This is a genomic window from Rhabdothermincola sediminis (assembly GCF_014805525.1).
GTDB lineage: Bacteria > Actinomycetota > Acidimicrobiia > Acidimicrobiales > Acidimicrobilacustridaceae > Rhabdothermincola > Rhabdothermincola sediminis.
This window is the reverse complement of sequence record NZ_JACFSZ010000001.1, coordinates 191236-207571: the sequence shown is the minus strand read 5'-3', so window position 1 is coordinate 207571 and position 16336 is coordinate 191236. Positions and strand designations below refer to the sequence as shown.

The window sequence follows — 16336 nt, the reverse complement described above, 5'->3', positions numbered from 1 at the left end:
CCGGGCGACGAGAACATCGGGGCGAGCGTCGGTCACCCACACGGCCGTAGAATCGTCGGGTGGCTGCCAGACCCTCCGACCCAGCAGGCGCTCCCGCCGAAGACCTGCTGGCGCTCGCCGACCTCACCGTCGACGAGCTGGTGGAGCAGACCGAGACGGGCCACGAGCAGGCTCGGAGCAGGCACCGGGGGTGGATGCTGCCGGTGCGGGTCCTCGCCAGCGCCGGCATGCTCTGGCTGCTCGTCACCCGCATCCCCGACTTCGATTGGGACCGCCTGGTGCCCACCTGGAGCACGGCCACCTGGGGCTGGCTCACCGGTGCGGCCCTGCTCACGCTGGTGGGCATCGTGCTCTCCGCGCTGCGCTGGCAGCAGGTGCTGCGGGCCCTCGGGCTGCGGGCCCGGCTGCGCCGGCTCGTGCCGCTCTACTTCGCCGGCCAGTTCGTGTCCAACGTGCTGCCCACCACCATCGGCGGGGACGTTCTACGAGTCAGCCGCCTCGCCCGCGAGAACGGCGACCCGCCGGACACGTTCGCGTCGGTGGTGCTGGAACGGCTCACCGGCTGGCTGGTGCTCCCGCTCATCACCTTCATCGGCCTGGCGATCAACCCCGACCTGCTCGAGCTGGGGCGCGCCACCCTGCTGGCCGTGCTGATCGCCGCGGGCACCCTTGGGGCGCTGGTGGCGGTGCTCGTGGTGGCCGACCACCCCGCTCTCGGCGGTCGTTTCCGCACCCGGCAGGGGTGGTTGCGCTTCGTGGGGGCGGTGCACCTCGGCGTGTCCCGCCTGCGCCACCACCCCGCCGCGGCACTGAGCGTGATCGGGGTCGGTCTGGTGTACCAGCTCGTGCTGTGCCTGGCCGCCCTGATGGCTGCCGCGGCCGTCGGGCTGGCCGAGCTGGGGTTCACGCCGCTACTGGCGTTCTTCCCTGCGGTGCTGATCGCCCAGGTGCTGCCCATCGGCATCTCGGGCCTCGGGGTGCGGGAGGGTGCGTTCGTGGTCTTCCTGGCGCCGCTCGGCGTACCCGCTGAGCAGGCGGTGGCTCTGGGGCTGCTGCTCTACCTGCTCAACGTGGCGGTCAGCCTCCTCGGCGCCCCCGCTTTCGCGGTGGGCGGGAGGAGCCAGGCCGCCATGGCCTGAGCGACACTCGGCTCCGTGACCCCGACGCACCGCACAGCGCGGGAGGCAGGTACCGTGACCTCGATGCAAGGCCAGGGCCAGACATGATCCTCGAGACCATCGACTCACCGGCAGACCTGAAGTCGCTCGACAGCGACCAGCTCGAGATCCTGGCGGCCGAGATCCGCCAGTTCATCGTGGACTCCGTCAACCAGGTCGGCCACGGGCACCTCGGGTCCAACCTGGGTGTCGTCGAGCTGACCCTGGCGCTGCACCGGGTGTTCGACTCGCCCCGCGACATCATCCTCTGGGACACCGGCCACCAGGCCTACGTGCACAAGATCATCACCGGGCGGCGTTCGCAGTTCGCCACCTTGCGGCAGGCGGGTGGGCTGTCCGGCTACCCGAGTCGGGCCGAGTCCGAGCACGACTGGATCGAGAACAGCCACGCGTCCACCATCCTCAGCTACGCCCACGGCCTGGCCACCGCGCAGCAGTCCGAGGGTGGTGAGGGCCGGCGGGTGATCGCGGTGATCGGTGACGGGTCGATGACCGGGGGCATGGCCTTCGAGGGTCTCAACAACCTCGGGCACTCCGGCCGCGACTGCATCATCATCCTGAACGACAACGGCCGCTCCTACGCCCCCACCATCTCCCGGCTGGGCGAGAGCCTGGTCAAGATCCGCAACAACCCCACCTACATGCGTCGCCAGGCGCGCATCGAGAAGCTGCTCGCCGAGATGCCCCTGGTCGGCGATCGGCTCGAGCGGGCCATGGAAGCCACCAAGGCCGCGATCCGGGAGATGTGGGAGCCACCGGCGTTCTTCGAGGCCCTCGGTGTCCGCTACGCGGGGCCGTTCGACGGCCACGACATCGCCGGGCTCGAGGAGGCACTGCGCAACGCAGCCGAGATCGGCGGCCCGCAGGTCATCCACGTGCACACCCAGAAAGGCCGCGGCTACGCGCCGGCGGAGAACGACCCGATCAAGCGGTTGCACGACATCGGCGGGGCCAAGCCGGGCAGCTACACCGCGGCGTTCACCGAGGCTCTGCTGAAGGAGGCCGAGGAGCACCCCGAGATCGTGGCCATCACCGCCGCCATGCCCGACTCGACCGGCCTGCTGCCCTTCGCCGAGCGCTATCCCGACCGCTTCTTCGACGTGGGCATCGCCGAGCAGCACGCGGTGACCGCGGCGGCGGGGATGGCGATGGGTGGGCTGCGCCCGGTGGTGGCGATCTACTCGACGTTCCTCACCCGGGCCTTCGACCAGATCAACCTCGACGTCGGGCTGCACCACCAGCCCGTGGTGTTCTGCATCGACCGGGCCGGCATCACCGGAGACGACGGCGCCAGCCACCATGGCCTGCTCGACATGGTGCTGCTCACCAAGGTGCCGGGCATGACGATGTTCGCCCCGTCGTCGTACCAGGAGCTGCAAGTCATGCTCCACGACGCGCTGGAGATCACCTCGGGCCCCGTCGCCATCCGCTGGCCCAAGACCATGGCCCGCCAGGCGAACCCCGACGAGGTCGGCCACGGTCTGCGGGGCCGCAAGCTGCGATCGGGTTCGGAGCTGTGCATCGTGGCGGTGGGCAAGATGCTCGACGCGGCCGAGGCTGCCGCCGAGCTGCTCGAGGCAGAGGGCGTGTCGACCACGGTCTGGGACGCCCGGGTGGTCACCCCGCTCGACCCCGAGCTCATCGCCGACGCAGCCCGCCACCCCTTCGTGGTCACGGTGGAGGACGGGCTGCGAGACGGTGGGGTCGGCGCCGCGATCGCGGACCGGATCGCGCAGGTCACACTCGGTCGCCCGGCCCCACGGGTACGGGTCCTCGGCGTGCCCGCCGCGTACATCCCCCACGGCAAGCCCGACGCCATCCTGGCTGACCTGGGCCTCGACGGCCCCGGGGTCGCAGCGTCGGCAAGGGAGCTGCTCGCCACCGCCGGCTCACTCAGCGCCGAGCGGCACTGACCGGTCGAGGTTGGTTCGCGCCCGCCCCCGAGCTCAGCGGTAGAAGGGGTTCTCCCCCGACTCGTGGTCGGTGACGTCGATGACCTCGGTGACCTCGGGGATGGCCTCCCGGATGGCCACCTGGATGCCCTCCCGCAACGTCGCCGCGCTGAGCGCGCACCCTTGGCATCCGCCGCCCATGGTGAGGAAGACCTTCGTGCCCTCCACCCCGACCAGCGACGCGTACCCGCCGTGCATGGCCAGCGACGGGTTGATCGACTCGGCCAGCAGCTGCTGCACCTTCTCCGCCAGGTCGCCGGTGAGCTCCAGCTTGGCGCCCAGCAGGGGGTTGGGGCGGTTGGGGTTGCGGATGACCAGGCCGCCCTGGCCGGGGTTGCGGGGCACGTCGAGCGTGGCCCCGCGAAGCCGATCGATGCTGCCGGCCGGTACCACCACCTTCAGTCCCCCCTGATCGGAGACGTGATCGCCCGGTGCTGCGTCGTCGAGCGGCTCGAAGCCGAGGTCGTAGGCGTACTCCCGGCCGTCCTGGCCGACCACCTCCACCCGCAACGCCAACGAGCCGGGGTCGTCCTCGCCGTCGCGGATCTCGAGGATCTTCTCCAACGCTGGCTCGGTGACCGTGAGCACGAGATCGGTGTCGACTGCCATGGCGGCCCTTCGATCGATTTCCACGTCCTGGGACGGGTTTATCGTACCGGTTCAGCGCAGGAAGCTGGCCAGGCCGTCGACGTTGATCTTCTGGCCGGTCACGTAGGTGTTCTGCGGGCTCACCAACCAGCGCACCACGTTGGCGACGTCGTCGGGGGTGCAGACGTGGCCGAACGGCATCGACGGGTCGAGCGCCCGCAGGTCCTCCACCCCGGCCACGGCCCGCATGAGCTTCTGGCCCATCGTGGTGTCGACCAGGCCGGGGGCGACGATGTTCACCCGGATGTCGTGGCGCAGCTCTTCCTTGGCCAGGGTGTAGCCGAGTGCTTCCAGGGCCGCCTTGGCCATGTTGTAGGGCCCGCCGTTCGCGGCGTGGGTGAGCGTCGCCACCGACGAGACGAGGATCACGTCGCCTCGTTCCTGCTCGCGCATCGCCGGCACCGCCAGCTGGCAGAGATGGTGTGCGCCGAAGGCGTGGGTGCGCATGACCAGTTCCAGCTCGGCCGGATCGGTGTCGACCACGCTCTGGCCCCGGCTGGCGATGCCCGCGTTGCACACCAACACGTCGAGGCGCCCGAAGTCGGCGAGGACTGCTTCGACCAGCCGGCGGTCGTCGTCGAGGTGATCCACGCTGGCCTGATAGGCCTGCGCCCGGTGCCCGGCCGAGCGAATCTCCTCGACCGTGGCCTCCGCAGCCTCCCGGTCGCGGCGGAAGTTGACCGCCACGTCCATGCCGTCCGCGGCGAGACCCAGCGAGATCGCCCGGCCGATGCCCCGCCCGCCGCCGGTCACCAGCGCCACCCGACTCGACGAGGCGGTCATGACAGGTACGACCCCCTGGCGAAGAGCGTGGTGAACACCACGAGCACCAGACCCGAGCCGGTGAGGACCCCGAGCCGCAGGCGAGGCCGCTCGCTCAGCAACTCGCCCACCACCGCGAACACGGGGAACGCGGCCAGCAGGTAGCGGCCGGTGCCCATGAAATCCTTCGTGCCCACGAGCGGCAGCAGCACCGCCCCGAGCGCGAGCGCGGCGTACGCCCAGCCGAGCCGCCGGGCCACCCGTGGCACCGCCAGCAGCACCCCGATGGCGAAGGCCGCTTGCAGGAGCTTCTCGGCGGTGTGCCAGTTCGGATCCCGGAAGACCTCCCCGATCAGACGGGCCTTGACCCACGTCGCCGGTCCGGTCGATTGGTCCCAGCCGGGCGCGGACTGCACGGTGGAGAACAGGAACGGGTCACCGAAGCGGATCCACAAGTACGTGCACCAACTGGCGAAGCCACCGAACGCGAGCAGGACCGGTGCATCGTGATGAGTGAACCCCCGGGGTGAGAGGCGGCGCTGAAGCTCAGTACGCCACCCGACCCGGCAGCGGCCGTCGGGATCGGTCGCCGGCAGCATATGGGCGTGGATCGCCGCGTTGCGCCGCTCGATCACCCGCAGGACCAGCGCCACCGCGACCATTAGTCCCACCAGCCGCGAGGCAGAGGCCACGAAGCCCGCCAGACCCGCGACCCACAGCTGGTCGCGCTCGACCGCGTAGAACGCGACCAGCGCGGCTGCGAGGCAGAGCGCGTCGGCGTAGATCGGCCCGTAGAGGTACCAGGCGTAGGGGTACAGGAGCAGCGCCAGCAGCGCCGTGCCCGCCGCGGCAGGCGACAGGCGCAGCGCGCACCACCGGTAGAACGTGACCGCAGCCACTAGGCCGCTCAGCACCGTAACCACCGTGCCGGTGACGAAGATGCTGGGGAACAGGCCCGAGGCCAGCCACACCACGATCGGATAGCCGGGGAAGAACGCCACGGACGACTGCACGCCCGGGTCGTACTCGTAGCCGTCGCGCACGATGGCCCGGTACCAATACGCGTCCCACCGCTGCCAGCCCTCGAACCAGCTGCCACCGGCCACGTGCTCGGGTCGGGGGAAGTAGGCGTCACGAGGGAGGTGCGTCGCCGCCAGCGCGGCCACGCACCACAGCACCGCACCGATGGCGACGAACGCGAGGACCGGAACCCACCAGCGCACCCGGGTACCGGGCCTCGCCGGCGCGATGACGCTCGGCTGCCCAGCAGACGGCTCACGGATGGCGAGATCGGTCATGTGGTCCTCCGGCGCAGGGGTGGCCCGCACCAGTGGCTCACGCTAGCGGAGCTCGAGCTGCCGACTGGCCGCCGAGTCGTCGCCCCCCTCCCGTTCTTCTTTCCGAACGGTTCATCTCTGCGCGGCTCGGTTACGCGCAGCGATGAACAGTTCGGCCGGTCCATCAGGTCACGCCGGCGGACGGTAAGGGACCGAGGTCAGGAGCCGCCTCGAGGCTTGTCAAGCGGGGCGGGTGATCGCACCGGTGGCTCGTGCCTCGCCGATCCCGTGTCCATGCTGAGTCCAGCTTCTGAGTCAGAAGTCAATCCCGCGTTTGGCGCGGATACCGGCTCGGTAGGCGTGTTTCACGTCGGCAATCTCCGACACCGTGTCGGCCACTTCGACCAGCCCCGGTGGGGCGTTGCGCCCCGTGGCCACGACGCTCACCTGGCCCGGGCGGTCACGGATCGTCGCGATGACGTCCGACGCGTCGATCCAGCCCCAGTTCAGCGGGTAGGTGACCTCGTCGAGCACCACCAGGCGGTGTTCACTCCCGACGATGAGCTCCCGGGCCCGTTCCCACGCCGCGGCGGCCACCGCCCGGTCGAGGTCGAGGTCCTCGGACTCCCAGGTGAACCCCTCCCCGTGGGCCCACCAGTCCACACCGAGCCGGCGGCACACCTTCTCCTCGCCGGTGCGCCACCGCCCCGACTTCAGGAACTGCACCACCGCCACCCGCCAGTCGCGGGCCACCGACCGCAACACGGTGCCCATCGCCGCGGAGGTCTTCCCCTTCCCCGGACCGGTGAAGACCACCACCAGCGACGACGCCCGACGCAGGCCGTCGGGTCGCGGGTCATCGGTCGGGATGTCGTCGGGATCGCGCTCGGGCATCATCACCTCACTGTTTGCCGGGGAAACGGTTCGCCGGTGGACCGGGTCTGGCCGTGACCGTCCGCAGCCCGACCGGATGCGTCGAGCCCCCTGCCGTCACCGCCAGCGAGTCGTTCGAGTTCTTCGAAGGGCACGAGCACCGCCCCCGCGCGCTCGGCCAGCTCGCGGGCCCGACCCAGGCGGGTCCGACCCCGCTCACTGTCCACCACCACCACGGTCACCCCCGCCCGGGCCAGGTCCCTCGCCGCCTCCGTAGCATCCGACGAGGCGGCCGCCGGGCTGGTTCCCGCTGCGGTCGCCCGACCGTCGGTGACCAGCACCACGGTCACCGGGCCGCGCGGAGCAGCCCTGGAGATCACCATCGAAGCCTCCCGCAAGCCCTCGGCGATCGGTGACCCGCCCCCCGGACGCAACTCGGCCAGCCGAGCCCGGGCAACCTCCACCGACGAGGTCGGCCTCAGGATCGTCGTCGCGCCATCCCCGCCGAAGGTCACCAGCGCAACCCGGCAACGACGCCGGTACGCATCGGTGAGCAACCCGAGGACCGCCGACCGGGCCAACTCGATCCGGCCTGCCGCGCCCATCGAGCCCGAAGCGTCCACCACGAACACCACCAGCGCGCCCTGTAGCTGCTCCCACAGCATCGAGCGCAGATCCCCCGGCTCGGCCGGCGCCCCCGGTGACCCGCTCGCTGCTCGACGCGCCACCAGCGCCACTGCGGACCCGAGTGGGTCGACGCCCAGCTCGGCGTCGAAGTCGGCGCGCCGCACAGCCCGCCCGCGGGACCCGTCAGCGATGACCGCCCGCCCGTCGGCCGCCGAGCCTGTGGGAGTGGCACGGTGACCCGCTGCGATCGGCAATCGCAGCAGTGAAGCCTCACACATCGGCTCCCGATCCTCGGGATCCCTCACCGGCGCCGCGCCATAGGGAGCTGCGTGATCGAAACCTGCGGGCTCCGACGGCGCCGGCGACCTCGCATCGGCACCGCCCTGCGCGCTGCCCGAGCCATCGGCACCTTCGGCCGCACCTGAGTCCTTCCCGTTGTGCGCACTGCGGTCGAAGGCCGCATCGAGCTCCGCCTGGTCGATGCCGGGCTGTTCGAGCGGGCGCCGTCGCCGCCGGTGCGCCAGGACCATCGGCGCCACCCGACGCAGATCTTCCATCGTCACCGCCGAGCGACCCTCCCACGCCGCCAGCGCGCTCGCCGCCCGCACCAGCATCAGGTCCCCGCGCAGACCCTCGCCGCCGAGCTGGAGCACCACCGCGCTGGCCATCCAGAGCACGTCGTCGTCGACGCTCACCGCACGCCGACGGGCTGCATCGACCCTGATGCGGAGCGCCTCCACCTCGCCGTCCGGCGCCGGTCCCTCGCCCCGCTCGATCGCCAGTTGTCGGCGGACCGCTTCCACGCGCTGATCGATCTCGGTCGGTGCGCGGACCTCCACCGACAGGCCGAACCGGTCGAGCAGCTGCGGTCGCAGCTCCCCCTCCTCCGGGTTCATGGACGCCACCAGCACGAAGCGGGCGGGATGGACGTGGGACAGACCGTCCCGCTCGACCCGGTTCACCCCGGAGACCGCCACGTCCAGGAGGGCGTCGACCAGGTGATCGGCGAGGAGGTTGATCTCGTCGACGTAGAGCACCCCGCCATCGGCCGCAGCCAGCAGACCCGGGCGGAACGATGGGGTGCCGTCCCGCAGCAGCGACTGCAGGTCGAGGGAGCCCAGCGTCCGGTCCTCACCGGCCCCGAGCGGCAGCTCGACGAATGGCGCATCGCCGGGGAGCAAGGACGCCAGGCCCCGCGCCAGGGTGGTCTTCGCCGAGCCCTTGTCGCCGCGCAGCAGCACCCCACCGAGTCGCGGCTCCACCGCGGCGAGCACCAGCGCGAGCTTGGCCTGGTCCTGGCCGACCACCGCGGGGAACGGCAGCATCGCCCTCACCGCAGTTCCTCCCAGCCTTCCGCTTCCACCACCGCGTCTGCGAGCACGGCGAGCGCCTCCTCGGAGGCCTGCCACATCCCTCGCCGGGCCGCGTCCAGGAGCCGCTCGGCCAGTTCACACAGCGCGGCGGGGTTCGAGCGACGGAAGAAGTCCCGAACCTCGGGGTCCGACACGTACGCCGTGGTGATCCGCTCGTACATCCAGTCGTCGACCACCCCGGTGGTGGCGTCGTAGCCGACGAGGCAGTCGACGGTCGCCGCCAGCTCGGCGGCACCTCGATAGCCGTGGGTGCCCATGGCTGCGATCCAGCGAGGATTGAGTGCCCGGCTGCGCAAGACCCGGGCCGCTTCCTCGGCCAGCGAGCGCACCACGGGCCGGGCGGGATCGGACGAGTCCCCCACCACCGCGGCGGGCGTGCATCCCGTGAGAGCACGGACCAGCGCCACCATGCCCCCGTGGTCGGCCAGGTAGTCCTCCGAGTCGAAGATGTCGTGCTCCCGGTCGTCCTGGTTCTTCACCGCCACGTCGATCAGGGCGAAGCGTCGGCGCATCGCGGCCTCGTCGGCCACGCCATAGCCGTGCCGGCCGTAACTCCAGCCCGACCACGCGGCGTAGATCGCCGCCAGATCGTCCTCGTCGGCCCACCGGCCGGACTGCAGGGCCTCGATGATCCCGGCGCCGTAGGCCCCCGGTGCCGGCCCGAACACCCGCGGGTCGCCGGGTGCGAACCGCAGCGCGTTCTGCTCCGGCGGCTCGCCCTCCAGCGACGCCACCAGCCGTGCCGCGTCGTCCACGAGCCGCACGAGGTTCGGGAAGGCGTCACGGAAGAACCCGCTGATTCGCAACGTCACGTCGATGCGAGGTCGGCCCAGCTCCGCCAGCGGGATCGGCTCCAGGCCCACCACCCGACGGGTCTGTTGGTCCCAGACCGGCCGCACCCCGAGCAGCGCGAGCGCCTCGGCGATGTCGTCGCCCTGGGTGCGCATCGCCGCGGTCCCCCACACCACCAGACCGACGCTGCGGGGGTAGGAGCCGTGCTCGCCGAGGTGGCGCGCCAGCAGCGCATCGGCCAGGCGCACGCCCGTCTCCCATGCGAGACGCGTCGGGAGCGCCTGCGGGTCGAGCGAGTAGAAGTTCCGGCCCGTCGGCAGCACGTGCGCCCCGCCCCGGCTGAGGGTGCCTGCCGGCCCGGCGGGAACGAAGCGGCCGTCGAGGCCCCGCAGGAGGTTGGCGAGCTCGTCGCCCGTGCGCTGCAGCATCGGCACCAGCCACTCACACACCCACTGCACGGTCGGCCCGTCGCCGACGACCGGTCGCCAACCTCGTTCAGCGGCGGCTTGCACCCGACGGCGGCACTCCGCCTCCACGGCATCGGCATGGCGCGGATCATCGGCGCGCAGGCCCAGCTCCGACGCGACCGTGGCTCGCAGGGACGGCACCGATCCCTGCGGGAGTCGGGTGGCGGCGAGCACCATGTCGACCAGCGCGTCGCCGCACGGGGGCTCACCGAACACGTGCAGCCCGCCACGGATCTGGGCGTCCTTCAGCGTGCACAGGTACCCGTCGAGCTCCACGAGCAGGTCGTCGAAGGCCTCTGCACCGGGCAGCTCCTCGATCCCGAGGTCGCGGTCGAGACTGGCCTCGGTGATCGTGGCCCAGATGCGCTCCCGCAGCGCCGGCAGCTTGGAGGGGTCCAGGACCTGGAGTTGGCTGTGTTCGTCGAGCAGCTGCTCGAGGCGGGCGAGCTCGCCGTAGGTCTCGGCCCGGGTCAGCGGGGGCGAGAGGTGGTCGATGATCACTGCGTGGGCCCGACGCTTCGCCTGGCTGCCCTCACCCGGGTCGTTGACCAGGAACGGGTAGAAGAGCGGCAACTCGCCGATGGCGATGTCGGGGAAGCACGCCGCGCTCAGGGCCAGCGCCTTGCCGGGGAGCCACTCGAGGGTGCCGTGCTTGCCGACGTGCACCACCGCGTCCGCGCCCCACACCGCGTCCAGCCACCGGTAGAAGCCGAGGTAGTGGTGGGTCGGCGGCAGGTTCGGCGCGTGGTAGATGGCGACCGGGTCGTCGCCGTAGCCGCGCGGGGGTTGCACGGCGACGAGCACGTTGCCGAGCTCGAGTCCGCTGAAGACCAGGGCGTCCTGGTGCACCCGGTGGGTGCCGGGCGCCGGTCCCCAGTGTTGTTCGACCTCCCGCCGGGACTGCGGTGGGAGGGTCTCGAACCACGACCGGTACGCGCTCGTGTCGAGCCGGCCGACCCCCCCGCCCGGGTCGGTCACTCCCACGGTGCCGGTGTCGTCGACGAAGCCGGCCTCCAGCTCGGCCATCAGGGCATCCCCGTCCTCCGGCATCTCGCCGACCCGGTAGCCGGCGGTGGCGAGCGCGTCGAGGATCCGCATCACCGAACGGGGGGTGTCCAGGCCGACGGCGTTGGCGAGGCGGCCGTGGCGGGTCGGGTAGGCGGAGAGCACCAGGGCGATCCGGCGCTGGCCGGCTGGGGTGCGGCGGAGGCGTACGAGGCGGGCCGCGATCCCGGCCAGACGCTCGAGCCGGTCGGGGATGCAGCGGTAGGCGCGAACCTCGGTGCCGAGGTCGTCGCCGTCGTCGACGACCTCGTTGAACGCGAACACCGGTCCGATCACCCGCCCGTCCATCTCCGGGATGGCCACGCCGGCCGCGGCGTCGTAGGGGCCCAGGCCGTTCGGGTCGACCGCCCACTGCTGGGACGACTGACCCGCAGAGGCCGCATGGAGCACCGGGACGTCGAGCGAGGCGATCGCCTCGACGTCCCAGGGCTCGCCCTCGGCACCCCCCGGCGCTCCCACCGTGCCCGCCCCCGAGTTGGCGCCACCGGCGGCGAGCACCGTGGTGACCAGCAGCTCGACCTGCTCGCCACGCAGCAGCTCCACCACCGGCGCACCCGCCTCGCCGCGCAACGAGTAGCACCACACCACGACCACACCGACCCCACGGGCTTCGAGCGCATCCGCCAGCTCGTCGACGAACCCGGTGTTCCCCGCCACCAGGTGCGCCCGGTAGAACACCACTCCCACCCGAGGTCGGCCGTCGTCGAACCCGGCGCTGCGCCGCCAGACGCCGTAGGTCGGAATGTCCTCGGGGGGCTCCACGGGCAGGTCCTCACCGAGCACCGCGCTGGCGATGAAGCTCATGAACCGACCGAGGTTCGCCGGACCTCCCTGCACGAGGTACCGGAACCCCTCTCGGTGCACACTGGCCGGCACCGTGGAGCGGGCGGCGAGGGGCGCGTCGGGCACTGCCTCGCCTCCGAAGGCCAGCAACGGCACACCCCGGGCCCGACACCAGGCGTCGATGGTGTTGAAGCCGTCCTCCCACAGTCGGCGGCCGCCGAGGAGCCGCACCACCACGCAACGGGCACCGTCCAGATCGCGTTCGGGGTCGAACCGCCAGGTCTGGCGGGCCCGCACCGGCGGACACCCCGCCGGCAGGCCCTCCACGGCGATCCGCAACGCGAGGACCTCGGTGTCGACGTTGGTCACGTAGAGGATCACCCCCGGCTCGCTCATCGCGCCGAGTCTCCAGCCATCGCGCTGCCGCGCTCGACCAAGCGTTCGACGGCGGTGAGATCGAGGTGACGTTCGAGGGCGGCCACCAGGGTGTCGAGCTGGGCATCGCGGGAAGTCGCCAAGGCGACCCCGTCACTCACCCACCGCTTCCCGCGACGGGCAGCCGTGCGCTCGAGGAACGCCCGCCGGAACGGGTCGGCATCGAACAGGCCGTGCACCGTGGTGCCGAACACGCCGTCGACACGCACACCGTCGACGTGCTCGACGCCGTCGGCGTCGAGCACCACGAACGGGTCGCCGCCCTCGGGGCTCACCCGGCCGTGGTGGATCTGGTACCCCTCGATGCGCGACGCGTCCCCGGCGTACCCCTCCACCCGACCCCGGCACCTGCGGGTGACCTTGTCGGGATGGAAACGGGTCTGCACCGGCAGCAGACCGAGACCCTGCACCTCGCCGGCTCGGGATTCGACACCGCCGGCGTCCTCGATGCGGTGGCCGAGCATCTGGTAACCGGCACAGATCCCGAGCACCGTGGCGTCGACACGTCGGATCGCGTCCACGAGGCCCCGCCGGTGCAGCCAGCCGAGGTCCTCCACCGTGGCCTTCGACCCGGGCAGGATCACCAGATCCGGATCTCCCATCCCGGCTGCGTCGTGGACCCAGCGCAGCCGGACACCGGCCTCCAGGCGCAGGGCGTCCAGGTCGGTGGCGTTCGCCACCCGGGGCAGGCGCACCGCGGCCACGTCGAGCTCGTCGGCGAGCGCAGGGCGGGGCACCGGGAGTGGGCGCTCCAGCGCCATGGAGTCCTCACCGTCGACCCAGGCGGCCTCCAGCCAGGGCAGCACCCCGATGGTGGGGATCCCGGTGCGGCCCTGGAGCTGCGCACACCCGTCGGCCAACAGTGCGGGGTCGCCCCGGAGCTTGTTGATCACGAATCCCCGCACGAGTGCCCGCCACGGTGCTGGAAGCCACTCCACGGTGCCGAGCAGCGACGCGAACACCCCACCGGGGTTGATGTCACCCACGATGATGGCCGGCACCCCGACCGCGTCGGCCAGCCGCAGGTTCACGATGTCGTGGTCGAAGAGGTTGATCTCCGCCGGGCTGCCCGCCCCCTCGCACAGCACGACCTCGAACCGCTCGGCCAGGCTGCGGTGGGCCTCCAGAACCACCTCGAACAGCTCGGGCTTGCGCCGGTGGTACTCGGCAGCCGACAGCACCGCCCACGGGCGACCCATCACCACCACCTGGCAGCTCGCCTCGCCGGTGGGCTTGAGCAGCACCGGGTTCATCGCCACCACCGGATCGGTACCGGCCGCGTACGCCTGATGGGCCTGCGCCCGGCCGATCTCACCTCCGTCGACGGTCACCGCCGAGCTGAGCGACATGTTCTGCGCCTTGAACGGCGCGACGGTCACGCCTCGGCGAGCGAGCCACCGGCACAACCCCGCCACCAGCGTGCTCTTGCCGGCATCGGAGCTGGTCCCACACACCATCAGACCCCCCGCGCTCGTGGCCATCAGCCGCTTCCCACGGGCTGATCGCGAAGCCGGGCGCGGCTCAGGAAACCTGCCAGCGCGTCGATGTCGGGCGGGCAGGCGGTCGGTCGCAAGGTCTCCGGAAGGCTCTGCCAGATCCGAACCACCGCTGGCGGACGCAGACGGGCGGCGTCGAGTAGCGCCGGGTCGCCGAGCAGCTCCGGGCCACCGAAGCCCCCGATCGTGCCGTCGACCATCACCGCCACGGCGTCCGCCCAGCGGTGCGCGAGGTCGACGTCGTGGGTCGACAGCAGGATGGTCGTGCCCCGATCGTGGAGCCGGGCGAGCACGTCGAGCACCTCGTCGACCGCCACGGGGTCGAGGCCAGCCGTCGGCTCATCGAGCAACAGCACCGACGGCTCGATCACCGCCACCGCGGCGATGGCCACCCGATGGCGTTCCCCGTTCGACAGCAGGTGGATCGGCCGGTCTCGCAGATGGGTGAGTGACAGCTGCTCGAGGATCCGCTCGACCGCCACGAGGGCCTCGCGCTCGCTGGCCCCGAGGTTGAGCGGACCGAACGCCACCTCCTGGAGGACGGTGCCGGCCAAGAGCATGTCGTCGGGATGCTGCACCACGAGGCCGACGGATCGGCGCCAGCGGCGCAACGACCGGCGGTCGTAGGCCTGAGGCACGCCACCGAGGTGGACCGTCCCACGGGCGGGCGACAAGATGCCGTCGAGGTGCAGCAGCAGGGTGGTCTTGCCGGAGCCGTTGGCCCCGAGCAGCGCCAGCCGGCATCCGGCCGGGACCTGCAGGTCGCAGCCGCGCAGGGCGTCTGATGGCGCGTTGCGGTAGCGGAACCACAGGCCCCGGGCTTCCAGCGCGAGCGGGCTGGTGTCCGACCTGCTCACCGCCACTTGCTCCCGGCGAAGAGGGAGACCACCACGATCGCGCTCAGCGCGGCCGAGCTGGCGGTCAGGAACGCGAGCGACCGCCGGCGATGCTCGCTGATCAGGTGGACCGTGCCGTCGAAAACCCGAGCGGTCAAGCCGGTGGAGAGCCGTTCGGCCTGGCCGATCGACCCCACGAACGCTGCGGCGGCCAGTGCACCGAGAGAGCGCACGGACCGGCGAACCCCCAGGTAGCCACCCCGGCTCTCCTGAGCGAGCCGCTGCCAGCGCACCCGCTCCAAGCCGACCGCCACCATCCGGTACATGAGCATCGCCAGCTCGCACGCGGTCGCGGGAACCCGCCATCGCCGTGCCAGCGCCAGCAGCTCAGGGAGCGACACCGTGCAGGCCAGCAGCACCAAGGCCGCCCCAGCGGCGATCGCCCGGCCGGCGAGCGCCAGGCCGGTGCGGGGATCGGCGACCCCGAGCACCGGCGGCCAGCCGGGCTGGATCGACACCGTGGCCACCGCGGCCCCCGCGGCCACGAAGCCCGCCGGGACCCGCAGGATGCGGACAACCTCCGCCGAGGGAAGTCCGGCGAGCCGACAGGAGACGACCACGGAGACGCTCACCAGCGGTGCAGCCGGCCACACGGGAAGCGTGACCGCCGCCGCCAGGAGCCCACCGCTCCACCACAGCCGCTCACCGAGGTGGCGAGTGGTCCAACGGTTGGTATGGGCGAGCGTGTCGATGGTCGAGATGGCGCTCACGGGGTCTCGGACGGCGCCAGCTCGTCGGCGCCGTCTCCGAGCCGCTTGTGTCGTGCTCCCACGACGTAGCCCAGCACCGCTGCCCCCACCGCGGCCTGCAGGGCGAACAGGAACCCCTCGATCTCCCCGGAGGGCGGGGACCACCAGCTCTCGAACCACGGCTCGTAGTCGGAGTCGATCGCCGTCACCTCGTCGGCGGCTCGCGAGTCGGCGCCCGCCCACTCGGCCCCCCGGCGGGCCACCAACGGTGCCACCAACAGCACCACCACCGCAGCCAGCACGGCGATCGAGCCTCGCAGGGAGCGTCGTGGAGCCTCCCGGTGACCCACCCACCCGGGGAGCGCGACCGTGCTCCGGGATGCGAGCCAGCCGAGCGCCAGCGAGGTGACCAATCCCTCGATCACCGACAACGGGAGCTGGGTGATGGCGAAGATTCCGAGGAACTTGGTGACCGAGCCCGCCACGCCCGACGCAGGATCCGGGTGGGCCAACGCGAGCTGCACCGCGGTGACGACGTAGGTGGTGAGGCTGCTGACCCCGGCTGCGACACCGCCCGCGGTCGACCAACGCAAGCCGGTGGCGAGGCCCGCCCGGAGCACCCACCACGCCACCAGCGGACCCACCACCGCCATAGAGAAGATGTTCGCCCCGAGCGTCGTGATCCCACCGTGGGCGAGCAGGAGCGCCTGGAACAGCAGGACCATCGATCCCAACGCCATCATCGGCCAGGGACCTACCAGCGCAGTGCCCAGGCCCACGCCCGTCGGATGGGAGCAACTCCCGGTGACCGAGGGGATCTTCATCGCCGACAGGACGAAACAGAACGCCCCGGAAGCCGCCACCGGGAGCTTCTGATCCGGTCGCCGGGTGATGGCGCGCCCCAGGGATCGGAACCCGAGGATGACGAACGGGGCAGCGGCGAGGGTCCAGACCGCCACCCACAGCGGGGGCAGGAACCCCTCCGCGATGTGCATCGCGAAGATCATGTGACGTCTCCTAGCG

Annotated in this window: 12 protein-coding genes; 2 read left to right on the top strand and 10 right to left on the bottom strand. The window is 71.8% G+C overall.

Annotated elements, in window-relative coordinates; genetic code table 11:
* Window positions 1-59 precede the first annotated feature (59 nt).
* Both HZF19_RS01085 and dxs read left to right on the top strand, forming a co-directional pair.
* A complete protein-coding gene (locus tag HZF19_RS01085) occupies window positions 60-1139 on the top strand; it encodes a lysylphosphatidylglycerol synthase transmembrane domain-containing protein (protein WP_208026874.1) in 1080 nt (359 codons plus the stop codon).
* An 83-nt stretch (window positions 1140-1222) separates the two neighbouring features.
* Window positions 1223-3091, top strand: a complete 1869-nt coding sequence (gene dxs / locus HZF19_RS01080) for a 1-deoxy-D-xylulose-5-phosphate synthase (RefSeq protein WP_208026873.1) — start codon at window positions 1223-1225, stop codon at window positions 3089-3091.
* Window positions 3092-3124: 33 nt separating this feature from the next.
* On the opposite strand, the gene HZF19_RS01075 is transcribed toward dxs, so the two are convergent.
* The 10 genes from HZF19_RS01075 to HZF19_RS01030 form a co-directional block, all read right to left on the bottom strand.
* The gene (locus HZF19_RS01075) at window positions 3125-3739 is read right to left on the bottom strand and encodes a NifU family protein (protein WP_208026872.1); all 615 of its coding nucleotides are present in this window, start codon (window positions 3737-3739) and stop codon (window positions 3125-3127) included.
* A 51-nt stretch (window positions 3740-3790) separates the two neighbouring features.
* Window positions 3791-4561 carry an SDR family NAD(P)-dependent oxidoreductase gene (locus HZF19_RS01070; RefSeq protein WP_208026871.1) on the bottom strand — a complete coding sequence of 257 codons (771 nt, stop codon included), beginning with the start codon at window positions 4559-4561 and terminating at the stop codon, window positions 3791-3793.
* A complete protein-coding gene (locus tag HZF19_RS01065; protein WP_208026870.1) occupies window positions 4558-5868 on the bottom strand; it encodes a putative hexosyltransferase in 1311 nt (436 codons plus the stop codon). Before HZF19_RS01065 ends, HZF19_RS01070 begins: the two co-directional genes overlap by 4 nt.
* Window positions 5869-6132: 264 nt before the next feature.
* Window positions 6133-6714 (bottom strand): cob(I)yrinic acid a,c-diamide adenosyltransferase, encoded by a 582-nt coding sequence (gene cobO / locus HZF19_RS01060; protein ID WP_235979060.1) that lies wholly within the window; start codon window positions 6712-6714, stop codon window positions 6133-6135.
* The gene (locus tag HZF19_RS01055) at window positions 6714-8642 is read right to left on the bottom strand and encodes a VWA domain-containing protein (RefSeq protein ID WP_208026869.1); all 1929 of its coding nucleotides are present in this window, start codon (window positions 8640-8642) and stop codon (window positions 6714-6716) included. Before HZF19_RS01055 ends, cobO begins: the two co-directional genes overlap by 1 nt.
* 5 nt (window positions 8643-8647) lie before the next feature.
* Entirely contained in the window at window positions 8648-12193 is a 3546-nt protein-coding gene (locus HZF19_RS01050) for a cobaltochelatase subunit CobN (protein WP_208026868.1), read from the bottom strand.
* A complete protein-coding gene (locus HZF19_RS01045; RefSeq protein WP_208026867.1) occupies window positions 12190-13713 on the bottom strand; it encodes a cobyric acid synthase in 1524 nt (507 codons plus the stop codon). The genes HZF19_RS01050 and HZF19_RS01045 overlap by 4 nt, the downstream gene beginning before the upstream one ends.
* Window positions 13713-14585 carry an energy-coupling factor ABC transporter ATP-binding protein gene (locus HZF19_RS01040; RefSeq protein WP_208026866.1) on the bottom strand — a complete coding sequence of 291 codons (873 nt, stop codon included), beginning with the start codon at window positions 14583-14585 and terminating at the stop codon, window positions 13713-13715. Before HZF19_RS01040 ends, HZF19_RS01045 begins: the two co-directional genes overlap by 1 nt.
* Window positions 14582-15334, bottom strand: a complete 753-nt coding sequence (locus tag HZF19_RS01035) for a CbiQ family ECF transporter T component (RefSeq protein ID WP_208026865.1) — start codon at window positions 15332-15334, stop codon at window positions 14582-14584. The genes HZF19_RS01040 and HZF19_RS01035 overlap by 4 nt, the downstream gene beginning before the upstream one ends.
* Entirely contained in the window at window positions 15331-16320 is a 990-nt protein-coding gene (locus HZF19_RS01030) for an energy-coupling factor ABC transporter permease (RefSeq protein WP_208026864.1), read from the bottom strand. The genes HZF19_RS01035 and HZF19_RS01030 overlap by 4 nt, the downstream gene beginning before the upstream one ends.
* Between the last annotated feature and the right edge of the window lie 16 nt (window positions 16321-16336).

Bases quoted from the DNA above. Each gene is read 5' to 3' on its own strand.
- dxs (WP_208026873.1), top strand. From the start codon at position 1,223: ATGATCCTCGAGACCATCGACTCACCGGCAGACCTGAAGTCGCTCGAC.
- HZF19_RS01075 (WP_208026872.1), bottom strand. From the start codon at position 3,739: ATGGCAGTCGACACCGATCTCGTGCTCACGGTCACCGAGCCAGCGTTG.
- HZF19_RS01070 (WP_208026871.1), bottom strand. From the start codon at position 4,561: ATGACCGCCTCGTCGAGTCGGGTGGCGCTGGTGACCGGCGGCGGGCGG.
- cobO (WP_235979060.1), bottom strand. From the start codon at position 6,714: ATGATGCCCGAGCGCGATCCCGACGACATCCCGACCGATGACCCGCGA.
- HZF19_RS01055 (WP_208026869.1), bottom strand. From the start codon at position 8,642: ATGCTGCCGTTCCCCGCGGTGGTCGGCCAGGACCAGGCCAAGCTCGCG.
- HZF19_RS01050 (WP_208026868.1), bottom strand. From the start codon at position 12,193: ATGAGCGAGCCGGGGGTGATCCTCTACGTGACCAACGTCGACACCGAG.
- HZF19_RS01045 (WP_208026867.1), bottom strand. From the start codon at position 13,713: ATGGCCACGAGCGCGGGGGGTCTGATGGTGTGTGGGACCAGCTCCGAT.
- HZF19_RS01030 (WP_208026864.1), bottom strand. From the start codon at position 16,320: ATGATCTTCGCGATGCACATCGCGGAGGGGTTCCTGCCCCCGCTGTGG.